Origin of the sequence: Mycobacterium timonense, assembly GCF_025821985.1 — a bacterium.
GTDB classification, from domain to species: Bacteria; Actinomycetota; Actinomycetes; order Mycobacteriales; family Mycobacteriaceae; genus Mycobacterium; species Mycobacterium avium.
Genome location: NZ_JACKSY010000082.1, coordinates 23,326 through 41,022 on the forward strand (window position 1 = coordinate 23,326; position 17,697 = coordinate 41,022).

The following is a 17,697-nucleotide window of genomic DNA, read 5'->3' on the forward strand; positions in this document are numbered from 1 at the left end:
CTACGGACTGTAACGGGGTGTTGCGGTCGCGGGGCGTCGAGGAGGATGTGATGGCCGAGGCCGTCGATCGGGTCACCCGGGTCGCGTCCGATCTGATGGACAGCGCGGCGGCCGAGGGCGCCCGTCAGAGCCGCTCGGCCAAGCAGCAGCTCGACCACTGGGCGCGGGTCGGGCGTGCGGTGTCCAGCCAGCACACCGCGTCCCGGCGGCGGGTCGAAGCCGCGCTGGCCGGCCGGCTGTCCACCGCCGAACTCACCGTCGAAGAGGGCGTGGTGTTCAACGCCGAGATCTCGGCGGCCATCGACGAAAGCCTGGCGCGCACCAACTACGGGGCGACGCTGGCCGGGCAGGGTGTCACCACGGTGGCCCTCAACGACGATGGCGAGATCGTCGAGCACCGGCCCGACGGCACCGCGGTGGTGCTGGCCGGCCGGCGCTGACCCGGCACCCGCGGGCGGTCCGGCGGCCGGATGGAGCGACTCGACGTGGTGGTCGGGCCCAACGGCGCCGGCAAGTCGACGTTCATCGCGTTGACCCTGGCGCCGCTGCTGCCGGGCAGCGTGGTGGTCAACGCCGACGAGATCGCGCGGCAGCGCTGGCCGCAGGATCCGGCGTCGCACGCCTACGACGCCGCGAAGGTCGCCGCCGACACCCGGGCGAAGCTGATCGACCTGGGCCGGTCGTTCATCGCCGAGACCGTGTTCTCCCACCCGTCCAAGCTGGACCTGCTGCACGCCGCCCGCCGCGCCGGCTTCACCGTCGTGCTGCACGTGCTGCTCATCCCGGAAGACCTTGCCGTCGAACGGGTCCGGCACCGCGTGCGGGCCGGCGGCCATGACGTGCCGGAAACCAAGATCCGCGAGCGGCATCGCCGGTTGTGGACTCCGGTCGCCGAGGCGATGACCCTGGCCGACCTGGCCACCGGCTACGACAACAGCCGGCTGCGCGGGCCGCGTGTGGTGGCCCGGCTCAGCGGCGGGCTGACGGTCGGTGCCGTCGACTGGCCGGCGTGGGCACCCGAGACCTTGCGGTCGCGTTGGCCGGTCTAACCGCTCACCAGGACAGCTTGCGGCGTCCGGTCCCGACCTGGCCGCCGACCCGCTCGCGGGCGGTGTCGGCCAGCAGGCTGCCGCGCTGCCGGGCGGTTTCGGCCAGCTCCTCGCCGCGCACCCGCGCCGTGCCGGCGAGCTTCTCGCTGCGCTTGCGTGCCTTCTTGGCCAGCTTCTCGCTGCGCTTGCGCGCCTTCTTGGCCAGCGGCTTGCCGCGCTCGGCGGCCTCCTCGGCGAGTTCCTCGCTGCGCTTGCGTGCCTTCTGGGCCAGATAGGCTGCCCGCTCGGCGGCCTCGTCGGCCAATTCCTCGCCGCGCTTGCGTGCCTTCTTGGCCAGCGGCCTCCCGCGCTCGGCGGCCGTGCTGGCCAATTCGCGGCCCCGTTCGAGTGCCGCTTCGGCGTACGGCGCGCCGCGTTCGGCGGCCGTGCTGGCCAATTCGCGGCCGCGTTCGAGTGCCGCCTCGGCGTACGGCGCGCCGCGTTCGGCTGCGGTGCTGGCCAATTCGCGACCCCGCTCGGCGCCGATCTGCAGGCCGTGCGCAATCCGCTCGCCCAGCTCCGACAGGTCGGCCTCGAACCCCGAGTCGTCGGAGCCGGGCCACGCCGAAGACACCCGTTCCGAGAGCCGCTCGGCGGCCCGCCGTCCGCGCCAGCCCAGCGAGGGCTTGCCCGCGGTGTCCGCGGAGGCGATCAACAATCCGCCCAGCAGGCTCAGGTCGGTGAGAAACTGTTGGCGCTTCTGGGCTTTGGCCACCGGGTCGCTTTCGTTCCAGAACGAGTGCGCCCCGAGGTTGGCCGGCAACACCGTCAGCGCGAGCGCGGCCGAGGCGACCCGGGGCAGCTTGCCGGTGGCCAGCAGCAGACCGCCGCCGATCTGGACCGCCGCCGTGATCTGTGCGACCGTCTCGGGATCGCTGGGAATGTTGCCGCTCACCGGATCCGGTAACGCCTGCAGCCCGTCCACGGCCGGCGCCGCCGCCTCGGCCGCCGATTTCGGGTTGAGCAGTGAGTTGACTCCTTGCCCGATGAATGCCACTGATAACAGGGGTCGCGCGATTCTCCTGATCACCATGGCCGGTGTATTACCCGGCTCGTTGTCGAGCAAACCGTGGTGCCGATATGCCCAGCTAGTGCCGCGCCGCGGCGCTGCGGCGGCCCGGCGGGTGCGGCTAGGGTGAAGTGGTGCGAGCGTTGATCATCGTCGACGTGCAAAACGATTTCTGCGAGGGCGGCTCGGTGCCGGTGGCCGGTGGCGCGGCCGTGGCGCCCGCCATCAACGCCTACCTGGACGACGCTCCGGGCTACGACTACGTGGTGGCGACGCAGGATTTCCACATCGACCCGGGTGATCACTTCTCCGACCGGCCCGACTATTCGTCGTCCTGGCCGGCGCACTGCCTCGCCGGCAGCGCCGGCGCCGATTTCCGGCCCGAGCTGGACACCACCCGCGTCGACGCCGTCTTCCGCAAGGGCGCCTACGCCGCGGGGTACAGCGGCTTCGAGGGCGTCGACGACAACGGGACGCCGCTGCTGGAATGGTTGCGCCGGCGCGGGGTCGACGAGGTCGACGTGGTCGGCATCGCCACCGACCATTGCGTGCGGCGGACCGCCGAGGACGCGGCGCGCGCGGGCCTGACCACCCGGGTGCTGGTGCACCTGACCGCGGCCGCAGCGGAGGATTCGGCGGCCCGGGCGCTGGACGAAATGCGAAGCGCCGGAATCGAATTGGTCGGAGCACGCTGATGGTGGCGCCCCTGGATCGACAGCAGCTGCTGGCCGCGGTGGAGCGCTCGCCGCAGGCCGCCGCCGAGCACGACCGCGCCGCGTGGGTGGCGTTGTTCACCCCCGACGGCCGGATCGAGGACCCGGTCGGCTCGCGACCGCACCTCGGGCGGACGCAGATCGGCCGCTTCTATGACACGTTCATCGCCCCCCGGGACATCAGGTTCCACCGCGATCTCGACGTCGTCTTCGGCACGACGGTGCTGCGCGATCTGGAGCTCGAGGTGGCGATGGGCCCGACGGTCACCATGTACATTCCCGCGTTCCTGCGCTACGACCTTCGAGAAACCAACGGCGAGTGGCTAATCGGTGCGCTGCGTGCTTATTGGGAGCTTCCGGCCATGATGGTCCAGTTCCTGCGCAGCGGCCCGGGCGCGGCGCGCCCTGCCGTGGACCTGTGCCGCGGGCTGCTGCGCAATCAGGGATGGCGGGGCAGCGCGGGCTTCATGGCCGGATTCCGCCGCGTGGGCGCGCCGCACCAACGGCTGGTGCGGCGCTTCCTCGACGCCGTCGCAGCCGGCGACAAGTTCGCCGCTGCGCAGGCGTTGTCATCAACGGCGGCAATAACTTTGGGCGACCGCGACCCGATCGAACTGGCCGAATTGGCCGAACAGTTGGCGGGGGCGGGCCTCACCAAGATGAACAGCGCCGGCCCCGCCGTGGCGGTCTCGCTGCATTCGGGTCACGGCCGCGCCATCATGTTCGCCGATGTGGCCTGGCGGGCCAACGCGATCAACCGGATCCGCTACTTCCCGGCCTGACCTCGCACCCGATTCAGCGCAGAGCCATCCAGGCCAGCGATGCCGCGGACAGACACAGGTAGGCCCCGGGAAACGCGATGTTGTACAGCACGCCGGCCCGCAGGTGCGTCAGCACCGCACCGACGAAGAACACCACCAGCCCGGCGGCCGCGGCGATTCCCAGCGCCGGCAACCCCAGCAGCCCGACGACGAGGCCGGCGGCCCCGGCCAATTTCGCCGCACCCAGCGCGGGCAGCCAGGACCGCGGCACCCCGACCTCGGCCGAGTTGGCCAGCACGAATCGCGCCGGGACGAAGTCGGCCACCGCGATCGCGGCGGTGATGGCCGCGGTGAACAGTGTGATCCCGACGAATACGGTGTTCATGTGCATCAATCCCTTGCCGCGCAGCCGTTTCCGGGGTTCTCGCCGCGGCCGGCCGCGCGGGTACACAGCGCCCCGCGACCCGCGATCGGTATGGTCATGGTGGTCTCCTTGGCATGTCGGAGGGATGCGGTCACCAACTTGACGACTGCCGTGCGGAAAAGGTGACCCATGAACGCCCCACGAAATTTGGCGGAGCTGGCGCAGCGTTTCGACGACGACCGGCGCCACCTGAGGTCGGTCGCGTTCCAGCTGCTGGGTTCGCTGGCCGACGCCGACGATGCGGTGCAGTCGGCCTGGCTCAAGGCCAGTCGCGCGGACTTCGCGGCGGTCGACAACCTGTCCGGCTGGTTCACGACGATCACCGCGCGCGAGGCCCTCGATCAGCTGCGGGCGCGCAAACGGCGGGCCGAGCTACCGCTCGCCGCGCCCGAGGAGCTGGACCGGCTGGCCGTGGCGGCGTCGTCGCCGGCCGACGAGGACACCCTGCTGGCCGAGTCGGTGAGCACCGCGCTGCTGGTGGTGCTCGATCGGCTCTCGCCGGCGCAGCGCGTCGCCTTCGTCCTGCACGACGTGTTCGCCATGCCGTTCGAGACGATCGCCGAATTGTTGAACCGGTCGCCGGACGCCGCCAAGAAGCTGGCCAGCCGGGCCCGCGCCCGGCTGCACGCCGCCCCGGCCGGCCCACCCCGCCGGGACGGGCACCGGATCGAGCGCCACGTCGAGGTGGTGCAGGCGTTCCTGGCGGCGTCGCGCGGCGGTGACATCGCCGCGCTGCTGCAGCTGCTGGCCGCGGACGTACTGCGCACGGTCGATCCTGTCCTGGTGCCCGCGGACGTGCCGACCGCGCTGCGCGGCGCCACCCGGGTCGCGCAGGAGACCCGTCGATTCGCCGGGCGGGCCCGCGCCGGTGCTGTCATGCTCATCGACGGGACACCGGGCATCGTGATCGCTGCCCGCGGGCGCGCCCAGATCCTGTTGATGATCGGCATCGGGGCCGACGATCGCATCCACACGATCGACATCACCGGCGACCCTGAGCGCATCCGCCGGGCAGCGCTGGCGCTGCCACCCGCCGTCCGGTTCAGGAACATCACAACCTGATCGGGTACCAAGGACGTCAGAGGACGCCGGCCACCGGACCGGCACCGGGCCAGACCGGGAGGACCATGCTCGATAGGCCGTTCGGACGGCGCAGCCTGCTGCGCGGTGCGGGCGCGCTTTCCGCGGCGGCGCTCGCCCCATGGTCGGCCGGCTGCGGCTCCGACGACGACGGCGCGCTGACCTTCTTCTTCGCGGCCAATCCGGAGGAGCGGGACGCGCGGATGCGCATCATCGACGAGTTCGCGCGCCGCCATCCCGACATCAAGGTGCGGGCGGTGCTGTCCGGGCCCGGCGTGATGCAACAACTTTCGACGTTTTGCGTCGGCGGCAGATGCCCCGACGTGCTGATGGCGTGGGAACTGTCCTATGCCGAACTCGCCGACCGCGGTGTGCTGCTGGATCTGGGCCCGCTGCTGGCGCGGGACAAGGCGTTCGCCCAGCAGCTGCAGGCCGACAGCATCCCCGCGCTGTACGAGACCTTCACCTTCAACGGCAAGCAGTACGCCCTTCCCGAGCAATGGTCGGGCAACTACCTGTTCTACAACAAGCGGCTCTTCGACGAGGCCGGAGTGCCGTCGCCGCCCACGGCGTGGGAACGCCCTTGGGACTTCAGCGAATTCCTCGACACGGCGCGCGCGCTGACCAAGCGCGACGCCTCCGGCCGGGCCGCCCAGTACGGATTCGTCAACACCTGGGGCTCCTACTACTCGGCCGGGCTGTTCGCCATGAACAACGGCGTGCCCTGGTCGGATCCGCGGCTGAACCCGACCCACTTCAACTTCGACAACGCCGCCTTCCAGGAGGCGGTGCAGTTCTACGCCGACCTGGCCAACAAATACCGGGTCGCCCCCAATGCCTCGGAGACACAGTCGATGTCGACGCCCAACCTGTTCGCCGTGGGCAGGGCCGCCATGGCGCTCGGCGGGCACTGGCGCTACCAGACCTACCTCCGCGCCGAGGGCCTTGATTTCGACGTCGCTCCGTTGCCGGTCGGTCCGGCGGTCGGCAAGGGGCAGCCCGCCTGTTCCGACATCGGCGCCACCGGGCTGGCTATCTCATCGAGCAGCCCGCGCAAGGAGCAGGCCTGGGAGTTCGTCAAGTTCGCCACCGGGCCCGTCGGGCAGGCGCTGATCGGTGAATCCTGCCTGTTCGTTCCGGTGCTGCGCTCGGCGCTCAAATCGGACGGATTCGCCAGGGCGCACCGGCGGGTCGGCAACCTCGGCGTGCTGACCGACGGACCGGCTTTCTCCCAGGGCCTGCCGATCACCCCGGCGTGGGAGAAGGTCAATGCGTTGATGGACCGCAACTTCGGGCCGATCCTGCGGGGCAGCCGGCCCGCGACGTCATTGGCCGGGCTGTCCCGCTCCGTCGACGAAGTGCTGCGCAGCCCATGACCGCGCTGGACACCGAGGCGGGCCGGCGGACCCCGAAGAACCCGAGCCCGTGGCGCCGGCACGCATGGGCGGGCCGGTTGTTCGTCGCGCCCAACATGGTGGCGGTCGCTGTGTTCATGCTCTTTCCGCTGGGCTTCTCGCTGTACATGAGCTTTCAGCGGTGGGACGTGTTCACCCCGCCGAAGTTCGTGGGGCTGAAGAACTTCACGGATCTGTTCAGCTCCGACCCGTTGTTTCTGATCGCGATCCGCAACACGGTGATCTTCACGCTGGGATCGGTCGTCCCGACGGTGGCCATCAGCCTGGCCGTCGCCGGTGTGCTGAACCAAAAGGTCAGGGGCATCGGCATTTTCCGGACGATCGTCTTTCTGCCGCTGGCCATCTCCTCGGTGGTGATGGCGGTGGTGTGGCAATTCGTCTTCAACACCGACAACGGGCTGCTGAACATCATGCTCGGCTGGGTCGGGCTGGGCCCGGTGCCGTGGCTGGTCGAGCCCCGCTGGGCCATGGCGTCGCTGTGCATCGTCAGCGTGTGGCGCAGCGTCCCGTTCGCCACGGTGGTCCTGCTGGCGGCGATGCAGGGCGTTCCGGAAACGGTGTACGAGGCGGCCAGGATCGACGGCGCCGGCGAGATCCGGCAATTCTTCGCCATCACCGTGCCGCTGATCCGGGGGTCGATCTCGTTCGTGGTGATCATCTCGATCATCCACGCATTCCAGGCATTCGACATGGTCTACGTGCTCACCGGCCCCAGCGGCGGACCCGAGTCGGCGACCTACGTGCTGGGCATCATGCTGTTCCAGCATGCCTTCTCGTTCCTGGAATTCGGATACGCCTCCGCGCTGGCGTGGGTGATGTTCGCGGTCCTGCTGGTGCTGACCGTGGTGCAGTTGCGGGTCAGCCATCGACGTTCCTTGGAGACTTCCCGTGGGCTCAAGTGAGGCCGTCATCAAGCGCACCGTGCTCCGCGCCGCCACCGTCTACGCCGCGCTGCTGGGCATCGCCTGGTGCGCGCTGTTCCCGATCGCGTGGGCGGTGTCGGGATCGCTGAAAACCGAGGGCGAGGTCAGCGAGCCCACGCTGGTGCCGGCCCGCCCGCGCTGGTCGAACTACACCGAGGTGTTCGCGTTGATGCCGATCGGGCGGATGTTCGTCAACACCGTGCTGTACGCCGGCTGCGTCACCGCCGGGCATGTCTTCTTCTGTTCCCTGGCCGGATACGCCTTCGCCCGACTGGATTTCCGCGGCCGCAACACGCTGTTCGTGGTCTACCTGGGCACGCTGATGGTGCCGCTGACGGTGACGGTGATCCCGCAATTCCTGATCATGCGGACGCTGGGGTGGGTCGACACCCCGTGGGCGATGATCGTGCCCGGGTTCTTCGGCAGCGCTTTCGGCACCTACCTGATGCGGCAATTCTTCCGCACCCTTCCCACCGATCTGGAGGAAGCGGCGATCCTGGACGGTTGCACACCGTGGCAGGTCTACTGGCGGATCCTGCTGCCGCACGCCCGGCCGGCGGTGATGGTGCTCGCCGTGCTCACCTGGGTCAACGTCTGGAACGACTTCCTGTGGCCGCTGTTGATGATTCAGCGCAGCAGCCTGGCCACCCTGACCCTGGGCCTGGTCCGGATGAAGGGCGAATACGTTGCCCGCTGGCCGGTTCTGATGGCAGCCTCGATGCTGATCATGCTGCCCCTGGTCATCATCTACGCGATCGCGCAACGCTCGTTCGTCCGCGGCATCGCCGTCACCGGGATGGGCGGGTGAGCATGGCTTCGGTGACTTTCCAGCAAGCGACCCGGCGTTACCCGGGGGCGGACCGGCCCGCCCTGGACAACCTGAACCTCGTTGTCGGCGACGGTGAATTCGTGGTGCTGGTCGGACCCTCCGGCTGCGGCAAGACCACCTCACTGCGGATGGTGGCCGGGCTGGAAACCGTGGACTCCGGACGCATCCTGATCGGTGACCGGGACGTCACCAACGTCGACCCCAAGCAACGAGACGTGGCGATGGTCTTCCAGAACTATGCGCTGTACCCGCACATGACGGTGGCCCAGAACATGGGGTTCGCCATGAAGATCGCCAAGACCCCCAAGGCGCAGATCCGCGAGCGGGTGCTGGACGCCGCGAAACTGCTTGACCTGCAACCGTATCTGGATCGCAAACCCAAAGATCTGTCCGGCGGTCAGCGGCAGCGAGTGGCGATGGGTCGCGCGATCGTGCGCCGGCCGCAGGTCTTCCTGATGGATGAACCGCTGTCCAATCTCGACGCCAAGCTGCGGGTGCAGACCCGCAACCAGATCGCCGCGCTGCAGCGGCGGCTGGGCACCACCACCGTCTACGTCACCCACGACCAAGTGGAGGCGATGACGATGGGTGACCGCGTCGCCGTGCTGCGCGACGGTGTGCTGCAACAGTTCGCGCCGCCCCGCGAGCTCTACCGCAATCCGAGCAACGTCTTCGTGGCGGGCTTCATCGGATCGCCGGCGATGAATCTGTTCACCTTGCCGGTAGTGGATTCGGCTGTGTCACTTGGTGATTGGCCGATCGCACTGCCACGCGAGATCGCCGCCGCGGCAAGCGAAGTCGTCGTCGGGGTGCGTCCCGAGCATTTCGAGCTGGGCGGCCTCGGTGTCGAGATGGAGGTCGACGTGGTCGAGGAGTTGGGTGCCGACGCCTACCTGTACGGCCGGATCACCGGTTCGGGCAAGGTGATCGACGCGCCGATCGTCGCGCGTGTCGACGGGCGCAACCCCCCGGAGAAGGGCAGCAGGGTGCGCCTGCATCCCGCACCCGGGCACCTGCACTTCTTCGGGCGCAACGGCCAGCGAATCGGGGTAAGGGGGTCATGGTGAACACAGTGCGTGCCGACCTGGTGTGCGAAGGCGGCGGCGTCCGCGGCATCGGGCTGGTCGGGGCGGTGGATGCGCTGGCCGCGGCCGGCTACCGGTTTCCCCGGGTGGCCGGCAGCAGCGCCGGCGCGGTGGTCGCCTCGCTGGTGGCGGCCCTGCAAACCGCCGGCGAGCCGCTGAGCCGGCTGACCGACATCATGCGCACCATCGACTACCGGAAGTTCTTGGACCGCAACCTGATCGGCCACGTGCCGGTGATCGGCGGGGGACTGTCGCTGTTGACGTCGGACGGCGTGTACCGCGGGGCTTACCTGGAGCAGTTGCTGGCCGGTCTGCTCGGCGATCTGGGCGTGCGGACGTTCGGCGATCTGCGCACCGGCGAGGCGCCCGAGCAGTTCGCCTGGTCGCTCGTGGTGACCGCCAGCGACCTGTCCCGGCGCCGGCTGGTACGCATCCCCTGGGACCTCGGCTCGTACGGCATCGACCCCGACGACTTCCCGGTGGCCCGCGCGGTGCACGCCTCGTCGGCGATTCCGTATGTGTTCGAGCCGGTTCGGGTCGGCGGTGCCACCTGGGTGGACGGCGGCTTGCTGTCGGACTTTCCGGTCGAGTTGTTCGACCGGCCGGACGGGCAACCGCAGTGGCCCACCTTCGGGATCCGGTTGTCGGCCCGGCCGGGCATTCCGCCCACCCATCCCGTGCACGGCCCGGTGTCGTTGGGGATCGCGGCGATCGAGACGCTGGTCAGCAACCAGGACAACGCCTACATCGACGACCCGTGCACCGTGCGGCGCACCATCTTCGTGCCTGCCGAGGACGTCAGCCCGATCGACTTCGACATCACCGCACAGCAACGCGAAGCACTCTACGAACGGGGAAGGCAAGCGGGCCAACAGTTTCTGCAGACTTGGAACTACGCCGACTACTTGAAGGCCTGCGGCGGCCCGGTGCCCGAAACTCCGTGACGGCGGTGGACCGCCGGGCAATTGGCTATCCGCGCGAGCAGCGGATCGCGTGAACGCGGCGCAACACCAGGTCGACGTCCTGCGGTGAGGGCAGCTGATTGGTGAACCGGGTGATCTCGACCCCGATGTCAACGGAGCTGATCGGCCACAGTCGGCGGGCGATGAGATCGGTTGCGATGGCGGTGATGTCGTCGTGGCACAGACGCCGGTGCGCCAACGCCACCAACGGCACGTGACCGGTGGCCGGCATGCCGGCGGGGTAGCCGGCCCGCACGAAAGCCACAATGCTGGTCACCCAGTGCGCCAGGTCCATACGTCCACCTCGCTAACCGCCGCGGTTGCGCTTAAGCGGCAGTGCTTTACCTGGCTAGCAACGTACCATCGGCAACGCGATCAGCCAGGTAACGCCACACAGTTAAACGCATTTTTCTCGCCGGCGGTGCTGGCAGCCCCGGCACGGTTTCAGCGGCGCCGGTCTCGGTCACGATTCGCACACGGTGGCGCGCCGTAACGATGCTTGGCCGCAACGCTTCCTAGTATCGCCGCGTGATGGATCGCTATGGAACGGATGTCCTTGCGCCGGGTCGGCGCAAGCCCCGCTCGACCGAGCATCCCGCCGAGCCGGGGCTGGTGGTCGAGGACGTGGAAACCGGCTACGTCGGCGCGGTGGTGCGGGTGGAATACGGTCGGGTGGATCTGGAAGACCGGCGCGGTCATGTGCGTGGGTTTCCTTTGGGCCCTGGGTTTTTGCTCGAAGGCCGCCCGGTCATCTTGACGGCGCCGCGGCGGCCGGCGCCGGCCGCCGCGGCCAGGACGGCGTCCGGATCGGTCGCCGTGCCGGGCGCGCGAGCGCGGGTTGCCCGCGCCAGCCGCATCTACGTCGAGGGCCGTCACGACGCCGAACTGATCGCGCAGGTGTGGGGGGAGGACCTGCGGATCGAAGGCGTCGTCGTCGAGCAACTCGGCGGCGTCGACGATCTGGTGGACATCGTCGCCGAGTTTGCACCCGGCCCGGGGCGGCGGCTCGGCGTGCTCGTCGACCACCTGGTGCCCGGTTCCAAGGAGGCGCGCATCGCCGACGCGGTGCGACGGGGGCCGGGTGGGACCGACACGCTGGTCGTCGGCCACCCCTACGTCGACATCTGGCAGGCGGTCAAACCGCAGCGGCTGGGCCTGGCGGCCTGGCCGGAGGTGCCCCGGCACGTGGAGTGGAAGCACGGCGTGTGCCGGGCGTTGCGTTTGCCGCACGCCGATCAGGCCGACATCGCCCGGGCGTGGCGGCACATCCGTTCGCGGGTGCGTGACTGGAACGACCTCGAGCCGGCGCTGATCAGCCGGGTCGAAGAACTCATCGACTTCGTGACGCAGTCGGCCGCCTGACCCGGCGCCCGCAGGACCTGGCGAGTTTAGCTAGGCTACGCTAAGCCGAAAGTCCCGATCGGCGGGACAGAAATCGGGCGTATGCAGGGCGTATTCGGCGTATTCATCGGCACGTTTCTCATCGGTCTGCGTGAAGGCCTCGAGGCGTCACTGATCGTGAGCATCGTCGCCGCCTTCCTCAAGCGAAACGGCCAGACCCTGCGCCCGATGTTCGCCGGCGTCGCGGTGGCTGTGCTGCTCAGCGTCGCGGTGGGCGTCGGCCTGGACCTGCTGGCGACCAGCCTGCCGCAGGCCCAGCAAGAGATGATGGAAACCGTCATCAACGCCGTCGCCGTGGTGTTCGTGACCTCGATGATCATCTGGATGAACCGCAACGCCGCGCAGCTCAAGGGTGAACTCGAGCGCGAAGCCCGCCAGGCGGTCCACCGCGGCGGGGCCCTGGCCCTGGGCGCCATGGCCTTCCTCGCCGTCCTCAAGGAGGGCTTCGAGACGTCGGTGTTCCTGCTGGCGGCGGCCGAGACCTCGCACGGCAGTCGGTGGTTCGCCGTGCTGGGCGGGGTGCTGGGCATCGCGACGTCGATCGGGCTCGGCGTGGGCCTGTACTTCGGCGGCCTGCGGCTGAACCTGGGCCGGTTCTTCCGGGTGACCGGGGTGTTCCTGGTGCTGATCGCCGCCGGCCTGGTGCTGGGTGCGCTGCGCACCGCGCACGAGGCCGGCTGGCTGAACATCGGCCAGCGGCAGCTTTTCGACCTGTCCGGCTGGATCCCGAGCGATTCCGTGCTGGGCGCGGTCACCACCGGCGTGCTCGGCATCCCCGCCGACCCCCGTCTGGTCGAGGTGCTGGGCTGGCTGCTGTACGCCGTGCCGGTGCTCGTCGTGTTCCTGCGGCCGGCCCGGCTGGCGGCCACCCCGCGCGCCCGAGGCCGGCTGCTGGCGACCGCCGCCACGCTGCTGCTGGCCATCGCCGCCGTGCTCGCGGTCGCGGCGCCCGCCCGGGACACGGTCGACGCCGCGCGCACCCGCACCGTCACCGACCGCGCCGGCCACGCCGCCGCGGTGTCGATGGCGACCGGGCCACACGGGCGCGAACTGACCGTCACCCCCGCGGGCACCTCGACCGTGCACCACATCCAGCTTGTCCCGGCCGACGACCAGAGCGTGGACGGGCTGCCGGTCCAGGCGTGGCAGGCCTCCGAAACCGCCGGGGTCGACGGCGCGCCCGAGATCACGCTGGACCAGCTGCGCGACATGACCGGCGGCCGGCTGCCGGTCGGTCTGGCGGCGGCGCGCACCCGGGGGCCGTTTCAGGGCCAATGGTCGACGACCACCGTGTACACCGTGCTGACCCGGGGCGACGCGGTGATCAGTGCGAAAGCGGCGAGCAACCGCACGGCGGTGCTGACGGGCGGCGGGTTGACCGGGGCCAAGACCGTCAGTCTCGGCGGGCTGGCGACCGACTGGTCCACGTCCGCCGCCGAAGACCACGCGACCGCCGCCGCGATCGCTGCCGGCGACCGCAACCGGGGGGAGGGACAGCTGTGGAATGTCTGGCTTCCCTTGGTAATCGCCGGTTTCGCGGTGGCGTGCGCGCTGTCGGCGCTAGCCTCGGTGCGCGTGGACCGCAAGCGAGAAGATGAGAGGAAAGCAATCGATGGTGAGGCGCATCGCCGGGGCAACGTGCCGGTCTCATGAATCCGCTTGGCCCGCAGCGGTTCTCGTTGCGGCGACGATGCTGTCGGTGACCGCATGCGGCCACTCCGGCGACAACGCGAACCATGCTGCGCAGTCCAAGCCCGGCGGCGGCAACGCGGTCAAGATCACCCTGACCAACAGCGCCGGCAAGGACGGCTGCGCGCTGGACACCACCAACGTGCCCGCCGGGCCGGTCACCTTCACCGTGGCCAACACCAATGCCCCCGGCATCAGCGAGGTCGAACTGCTCCGCGACCAGCGCATCGTCGGTGAAAAGGAGAACCTGGCACCGGGATTGGACCCGGTGTCGTTCACCCTCACCCTGGACGGCGGCTCCTACCAGCTCTACTGCCCCGGGGCCAGCACCGAGTACCAGACCCTGACGGTGACGGGCAAAGCTCCGGCGACGCCGACGGGCACCGTCGCGACCGTCCTCAGCCAGGGCACCAAGGACTATGCGGCCTATATCGTCAACCAGATCGGTCAGCTCAACGACGGCGTGAAGGCCCTCGACGCGGCCGTGCAGGCGGGCAACCTCGACGCCGCGAAGGCGGCCTACGCCAAAGCCCGGTTGTACTGGGAGCGTTCGGAATCCACCGTGGAGGGATTCGTGCTGCCCGGCTTCGCGGTCGGCGACAACGCCGGCAGCCTCGACTATCTGATCGACATGCGGGAGTCCACCCCGGTCGACGGCAAGGTCGGGTGGAAAGGCTTCCACGCAATCGAGCGCGACCTGTGGCAGGCCGGCGCGATCACCCCGGGCACCAAGGCGTTGAGCACCGAGCTGGTGGGCAACGTCGGCAAATTGCACGGCATCGTCGCCACCCTGCAGTACAAGCCCGAGGACCTGGCCAACGGCGCCAGCGACCTGATCGAAGAAATCCAGAACACCAAGATCACCGGTGAGGAAGAGGCCTTCAGCCACATCGACCTGGTCGACTTTTCCGGCAACGTGGAAGGCGCCCAACAGGCGTACGCGTCGCTGCGCCCCGGCCTGGAGAAGATCGACAACAACCTGGTCCACCAGATCGACCAGCAGTTCCAGAACGTGCTCGCCACCCTGGACGGATATCGCGACCCCGGCGCGCTCGGCGGCTACCGCACCTACACGCCGGCCCTGAAGGCCAGCGACGCGCCCAAGCTGACCGCGGTCATCCAGCCGCTGCATCAAAGCCTGTCCACCGTCGCGCAAAAAGTCGTCTCGGCCGGCTGACTATGACCGACGACCCCATCGAACCCACCGACGGCGCGCCGAAAAGCGAAGGCGTGGAACCTGATTCGACGGCCGTGTCGCGCCGGCGCGCGCTGGGCGGCGCGGTGCTGGCCGGCCTCAGCGGCGCCGCCATCGGCGCCGTAGGCGGCGGGTTCGCCGGGCACGCCGTGGCGGCGGGGCAGCGCGGCGACGACCACGACACCGTCGACCTCCGCCGCAGCTACCCCTTCTACGGCCAGCCGCACCAGGGCGGAATCGACACGCCGCCACAGCGTTACGCCATGTTCATGTCGTTCTCCCTGGCGTCCGGTGCCGGCCGCACCGAGTTGCAGACCCTGCTGGCGCGCTGGTCGGCGGCGGCCGCGATCCTGCAGCAGGGAAAGCCGGTCGGCACCGTGCAGCCGCAGGTCGACGTGCAGCCCCCGGCCGACACCGGGGAGGCCGACGGGTTGAGCCCGGCCAGCCTCACCGTCACGATCGGGTTGGGGCCGTCGCTGTTCGGCGATCGTTTCGGATTGGCCGCGCGCCGGCCCGCGGTGTTCACCGACCTGCCACCGCTCAACGGCGACAACCTGGATCCTCGCCTGCACGGCGGCGACCTGTCCGTGCAGGCGTGCGCCGACGACCCGCAGGTCTGCTACCACGCCGTGCGCAACCTGGCCCGGCTGGGCCGCAACATCGTCTCGCCGTTCTGGGCGGTGCTCGGCTTCGGCCGAGCCTCGGCCGGCCCCGGCCAGCACACGCCGCGAAACCTGTTGGGGTTCAAGGACGGCACCCGCAACATCGCCAGCCAGGCGGAATACGATCGGTTCGTGTGGGTCGACGACAGCGACCAGCCGTGGATGAACGGCGGAACCTACCAAGTGGTCCGCAAGATCCGGATGCTGCTCGAGACATGGGACGTCGACCGGATCGGCAATCAGCAGCGGATCTTCGGCCGCACCAAGGAAGAAGGCGCGCCGCTGTCCGGCAGGCACGAATTCGACACCCCCGATTTCACCGCCAAGGGCGCCGACGGCAATCCGCTCATCGATCCGATGTCGCACGTCGGCCTGGCCGCCCGGGAGAACAACGACGGCATCATGATCCGACGGCGGTCCTACAACTACACCGACGGCCTGGACGCCAACGGCCAACTCAACGCCGGCCTGCTGTTCATCTCGTATCAAAAAGATCCGCAAGATTTTATCCGGCTGCAGAACCGGTTGGGCGCCCACGACCTGCTCAACGAGTACATCCGCCACATCGGGTCAGCAATCTTCGCCGTCCCGCCCGCGCCCGCTGAAGGCCACTACATCGCCCAAAGCCTGTTCCGCTGAGCAAATTCCGCCGCGCGGCGCGCGGCGGTAACCGCGCCGCCGGTGGCCGGCGCCGATGTGGGCCGGCTCACCGCCGCAGCAGGCCGGCCCGCCGTCACGCGTCGGCGCCCGCCCAGCACCAACTCCGTGAAGCCGCACAATCAGCGAGAAACGGAGAAGTCACATGACCGACGCGCTCGTCATCGACGCCGAAGGCCTGGACCGGCTGTCCTGTAACGCCAAGGCAAACCCCGAGACCGGCAAGAAGACGCTGAAGGCCAAGACGGTGTGCGAGAAGGGATTCCGCAACATGACCTACGTCCGGGACCTGGCGCCCATGCTGGTGGGGGAGCCGCCCGCGCTGCTGGGCGACGACTCGGCGCCCAACCCCTCCGAGACCGCGCTGGCCGCGCTGGGCTCCTGCGTGTCGGTGGGGTTGCTGGCCAACGCCACGCACCGCGGCGTGACGCTGACCAAGATCGAGGTCGAGATGGAAGCCGACATCGACATCTCCGCGGTGTGGGGTGTCGGGGACACCCCGCCGGGTAAGCGGCTCGGGTTCAGCGCGGTGCGCTGCACGGTGAGCCTGGCCGGGGACGCGGACGAGGCCACGCTGAAGGAGATCCACGACAACGCCATCGCCTGGTCGCCGGTGGTGAACACCTTCCGCAACCCGGTCAGCGTCGACTCCACCCTGGTCACCGGATGAGCACCGCGAACTGCGCTGGGCCCCAACGGCATTCGATGCCGGGACGCCGGAGGTGATGGCATGACGGCGACCGTGGATGGCGCAACCGGCCTGCTCGACGCCGCGCTGGTCGAGGACATCCGGGCTCATGCCGCGGTGCTGGACCGCGGCCAGGACAGCGCCCGGCGCAGCTTCACCGCGCTGGGCGAGGCCGGCGTGCTCGGGATCGGCGCCCCCGGCAACCGCGACGGCCGGCTGCCGGTGATGGCCGAGGTGATCCGGTCCATCTCCGGGATCTGCATGAGCACCGGCTTCTCGCTGTGGGCGCACCGCATGACGGTCGAGTATTTGCTCACGGCCGCAACCCCGTTCAGCGCCGTCGCGGTCCGGCCGCTGCTGCGCGGAAGCGTACTCGGGGTCACCGGCATGGCCGCCGCGTTCAAAGAGGCGGCGGGCTGCGGCAGCATGGAGCTGACCGCCACGCCGGTGGCCGGCGGCTACCGGGTGTCCGGGCCGATCAGGTGGGCCAGCAACCTGTATCCCGATTCGACGATGGTGACCGCGGTGCGCACCGAGGCCGGCGAGCGGTTGATCGTCGCGGTGCCGCTGGACACGCCCGGGGTGATCCTGGGCGAGCACTTCGATCTGCTCGCCCTAGGCAGCACCGCCTCGTCGTATCTGAACTTCGACGGCGCGCACATCGCCGACGAGCAGGTGCTGTCCCGCGATTTCGACGGCTTCCTGCAGGCGGTCCGGCCGACTTTCCTTGTGCTGCAATCCGCGATGTGCCTGGGGCTGAGCCGGACCGCGGTGCGGCAGGCCGGCTTCGGGCTGGGCGGAGTCAACGCGGTGTTTCGCGCCGACGTCGAAGCCATCACCGAGAAGCTGGGCGCAGCCGAGGAAACGCTGGCGAAACTGGCCGCGGCCGTGGGCGGGCCGGCGGCGCCGAGCAAGAAGGAGCTGTTGTCACTTCGGCTGGCCGCGGCCGAATTGGCCGCCGCCAGCGCCGATGTGGAGATCCGCACCGCCGGCGGCAAGGGTTATGCGAGCAGGACATCGGCGAGCAGGCGCTACCGGGAGGCGGCGTTCATTCCGGTCCAGTCCCCGTCCGAGGCGCAGCTGCGCTGGGAGCTGGCCGGATGCGGCTGAGCACGG

The 17,697-nt window shown here is 69.6% G+C and carries 18 protein-coding genes and 1 pseudogene; 16 read left to right on the forward strand and 3 right to left on the reverse strand.

Features of this window, described 5'->3' with window-relative positions; genetic code table 11:
* Positions 1–50: 50 nt before the first annotated feature.
* Positions 51–440: a TA system antitoxin ParD family protein gene (locus tag H7I87_RS19335; protein ID WP_009976725.1), complete on the forward strand. Its 390-nt coding sequence runs from the start codon at positions 51–53 to the stop codon at positions 438–440.
* A 30-nt stretch (positions 441–470) separates the two neighbouring features.
* Positions 471–1,049 carry an ATPase gene (locus tag H7I87_RS19340; RefSeq protein ID WP_003876749.1) on the forward strand — a complete coding sequence of 193 codons (579 nt, stop codon included), beginning with the start codon at positions 471–473 and terminating at the stop codon, positions 1,047–1,049.
* 4 nt (positions 1,050–1,053) lie between these two features.
* On the opposite strand, the gene H7I87_RS19345 is transcribed toward H7I87_RS19340, so the two are convergent.
* Positions 1,054–2,121 (reverse strand): DoxX family protein, encoded by a 1,068-nt coding sequence (locus H7I87_RS19345; RefSeq protein WP_003876748.1) that lies wholly within the window; start codon positions 2,119–2,121, stop codon positions 1,054–1,056.
* A gap of 110 nt (positions 2,122–2,231) precedes the next feature.
* On the opposite strand from H7I87_RS19345, the gene pncA reads away from it, so the two are divergent.
* Both pncA and H7I87_RS19355 read left to right on the forward strand, forming a co-directional pair.
* Positions 2,232–2,792 (forward strand): pyrazinamidase PncA, encoded by a 561-nt coding sequence (gene pncA, locus H7I87_RS19350; protein ID WP_011724811.1) that lies wholly within the window; start codon positions 2,232–2,234, stop codon positions 2,790–2,792.
* On the forward strand, positions 2,792–3,592 hold the full coding sequence (locus H7I87_RS19355) for a nuclear transport factor 2 family protein (RefSeq protein ID WP_011724812.1): 801 nt from the start codon (positions 2,792–2,794) through the stop codon (positions 3,590–3,592). Before pncA ends, H7I87_RS19355 begins: the two co-directional genes overlap by 1 nt.
* A 13-nt stretch (positions 3,593–3,605) precedes the next feature.
* Here H7I87_RS19355 and H7I87_RS19360 read toward each other — a convergent pair whose 3' ends face one another.
* Positions 3,606–3,956, reverse strand: coding sequence for a DoxX family protein (locus tag H7I87_RS19360; protein ID WP_011724813.1), 351 nt, complete (start codon positions 3,954–3,956; stop codon positions 3,606–3,608).
* A gap of 168 nt (positions 3,957–4,124) precedes the next feature.
* Here H7I87_RS19360 and H7I87_RS19365 point away from each other — a divergent pair, with 168 nt between their 5' ends.
* The 6 genes and pseudogenes from H7I87_RS19365 (at position 4,125) to H7I87_RS19390 (ending at position 10,271) form a co-directional block, all read left to right on the forward strand.
* Positions 4,125–5,057 (forward strand): sigma-70 family RNA polymerase sigma factor, encoded by a 933-nt coding sequence (locus H7I87_RS19365; protein WP_011724814.1) that lies wholly within the window; start codon positions 4,125–4,127, stop codon positions 5,055–5,057.
* A gap of 65 nt (positions 5,058–5,122) precedes the next feature.
* On the forward strand, positions 5,123–6,451 hold the full coding sequence (locus tag H7I87_RS19370; protein WP_011724815.1) for an ABC transporter substrate-binding protein: 1,329 nt from the start codon (positions 5,123–5,125) through the stop codon (positions 6,449–6,451).
* 36 nt (positions 6,452–6,487) lie between these two features.
* Positions 6,488–7,392, forward strand: a pseudogene (locus tag H7I87_RS19375) (carbohydrate ABC transporter permease); the annotation flags it as partial.
* Positions 7,379–8,221 (forward strand): carbohydrate ABC transporter permease, encoded by an 843-nt coding sequence (locus tag H7I87_RS19380; RefSeq protein ID WP_003876741.1) that lies wholly within the window; start codon positions 7,379–7,381, stop codon positions 8,219–8,221. The pseudogene H7I87_RS19375 and the gene H7I87_RS19380, both read left to right, overlap by 14 nt.
* A 2-nt stretch (positions 8,222–8,223) precedes the next feature.
* Positions 8,224–9,309, forward strand: coding sequence for an ABC transporter ATP-binding protein (locus H7I87_RS19385; protein WP_029248479.1), 1,086 nt, complete (start codon positions 8,224–8,226; stop codon positions 9,307–9,309).
* Positions 9,303–10,271 (forward strand): patatin-like phospholipase family protein, encoded by a 969-nt coding sequence (locus tag H7I87_RS19390; RefSeq protein WP_003876738.1) that lies wholly within the window; start codon positions 9,303–9,305, stop codon positions 10,269–10,271. Before H7I87_RS19385 ends, H7I87_RS19390 begins: the two co-directional genes overlap by 7 nt.
* 25 nt (positions 10,272–10,296) lie before the next feature.
* Here the strand turns inward: H7I87_RS19390 and H7I87_RS19395 are convergent, their stop codons facing one another.
* Entirely contained in the window at positions 10,297–10,584 is a 288-nt protein-coding gene (locus tag H7I87_RS19395; RefSeq protein WP_009976737.1) for a DUF3349 domain-containing protein, read from the reverse strand.
* 233 nt (positions 10,585–10,817) lie between these two features.
* Here H7I87_RS19395 and H7I87_RS19400 point away from each other — a divergent pair, with 233 nt between their 5' ends.
* The 6 genes from H7I87_RS19400 to H7I87_RS19425 all read left to right on the forward strand — a co-directional run bounded on the left by H7I87_RS19400 (position 10,818) and on the right by H7I87_RS19425 (position 17,691).
* Complete coding sequence (locus tag H7I87_RS19400; protein ID WP_009976739.1) at positions 10,818–11,651, forward strand: DUF3097 family protein; 834 nt, start codon at positions 10,818–10,820, stop codon at positions 11,649–11,651.
* An 81-nt stretch (positions 11,652–11,732) separates the two neighbouring features.
* Positions 11,733–13,343, forward strand: a complete 1,611-nt coding sequence (gene efeU, locus H7I87_RS19405) for an iron uptake transporter permease EfeU (protein WP_009976741.1) — start codon at positions 11,733–11,735, stop codon at positions 13,341–13,343.
* A 37-nt stretch (positions 13,344–13,380) separates the two neighbouring features.
* A complete protein-coding gene (gene efeO / locus H7I87_RS19410; RefSeq protein ID WP_011724817.1) occupies positions 13,381–14,556 on the forward strand; it encodes an iron uptake system protein EfeO in 1,176 nt (391 codons plus the stop codon).
* A 2-nt stretch (positions 14,557–14,558) separates the two neighbouring features.
* Positions 14,559–15,875 (forward strand): iron uptake transporter deferrochelatase/peroxidase subunit, encoded by a 1,317-nt coding sequence (gene efeB, locus H7I87_RS19415; RefSeq protein ID WP_011724818.1) that lies wholly within the window; start codon positions 14,559–14,561, stop codon positions 15,873–15,875.
* Between the two features lie 163 nt (positions 15,876–16,038).
* Positions 16,039–16,563, forward strand: a complete 525-nt coding sequence (locus tag H7I87_RS19420; RefSeq protein WP_009976745.1) for an OsmC family protein — start codon at positions 16,039–16,041, stop codon at positions 16,561–16,563.
* A 60-nt stretch (positions 16,564–16,623) separates the two neighbouring features.
* On the forward strand, positions 16,624–17,691 hold the full coding sequence (locus H7I87_RS19425; protein WP_009976747.1) for an acyl-CoA dehydrogenase family protein: 1,068 nt from the start codon (positions 16,624–16,626) through the stop codon (positions 17,689–17,691).
* Positions 17,692–17,697 lie beyond the last annotated feature (6 nt).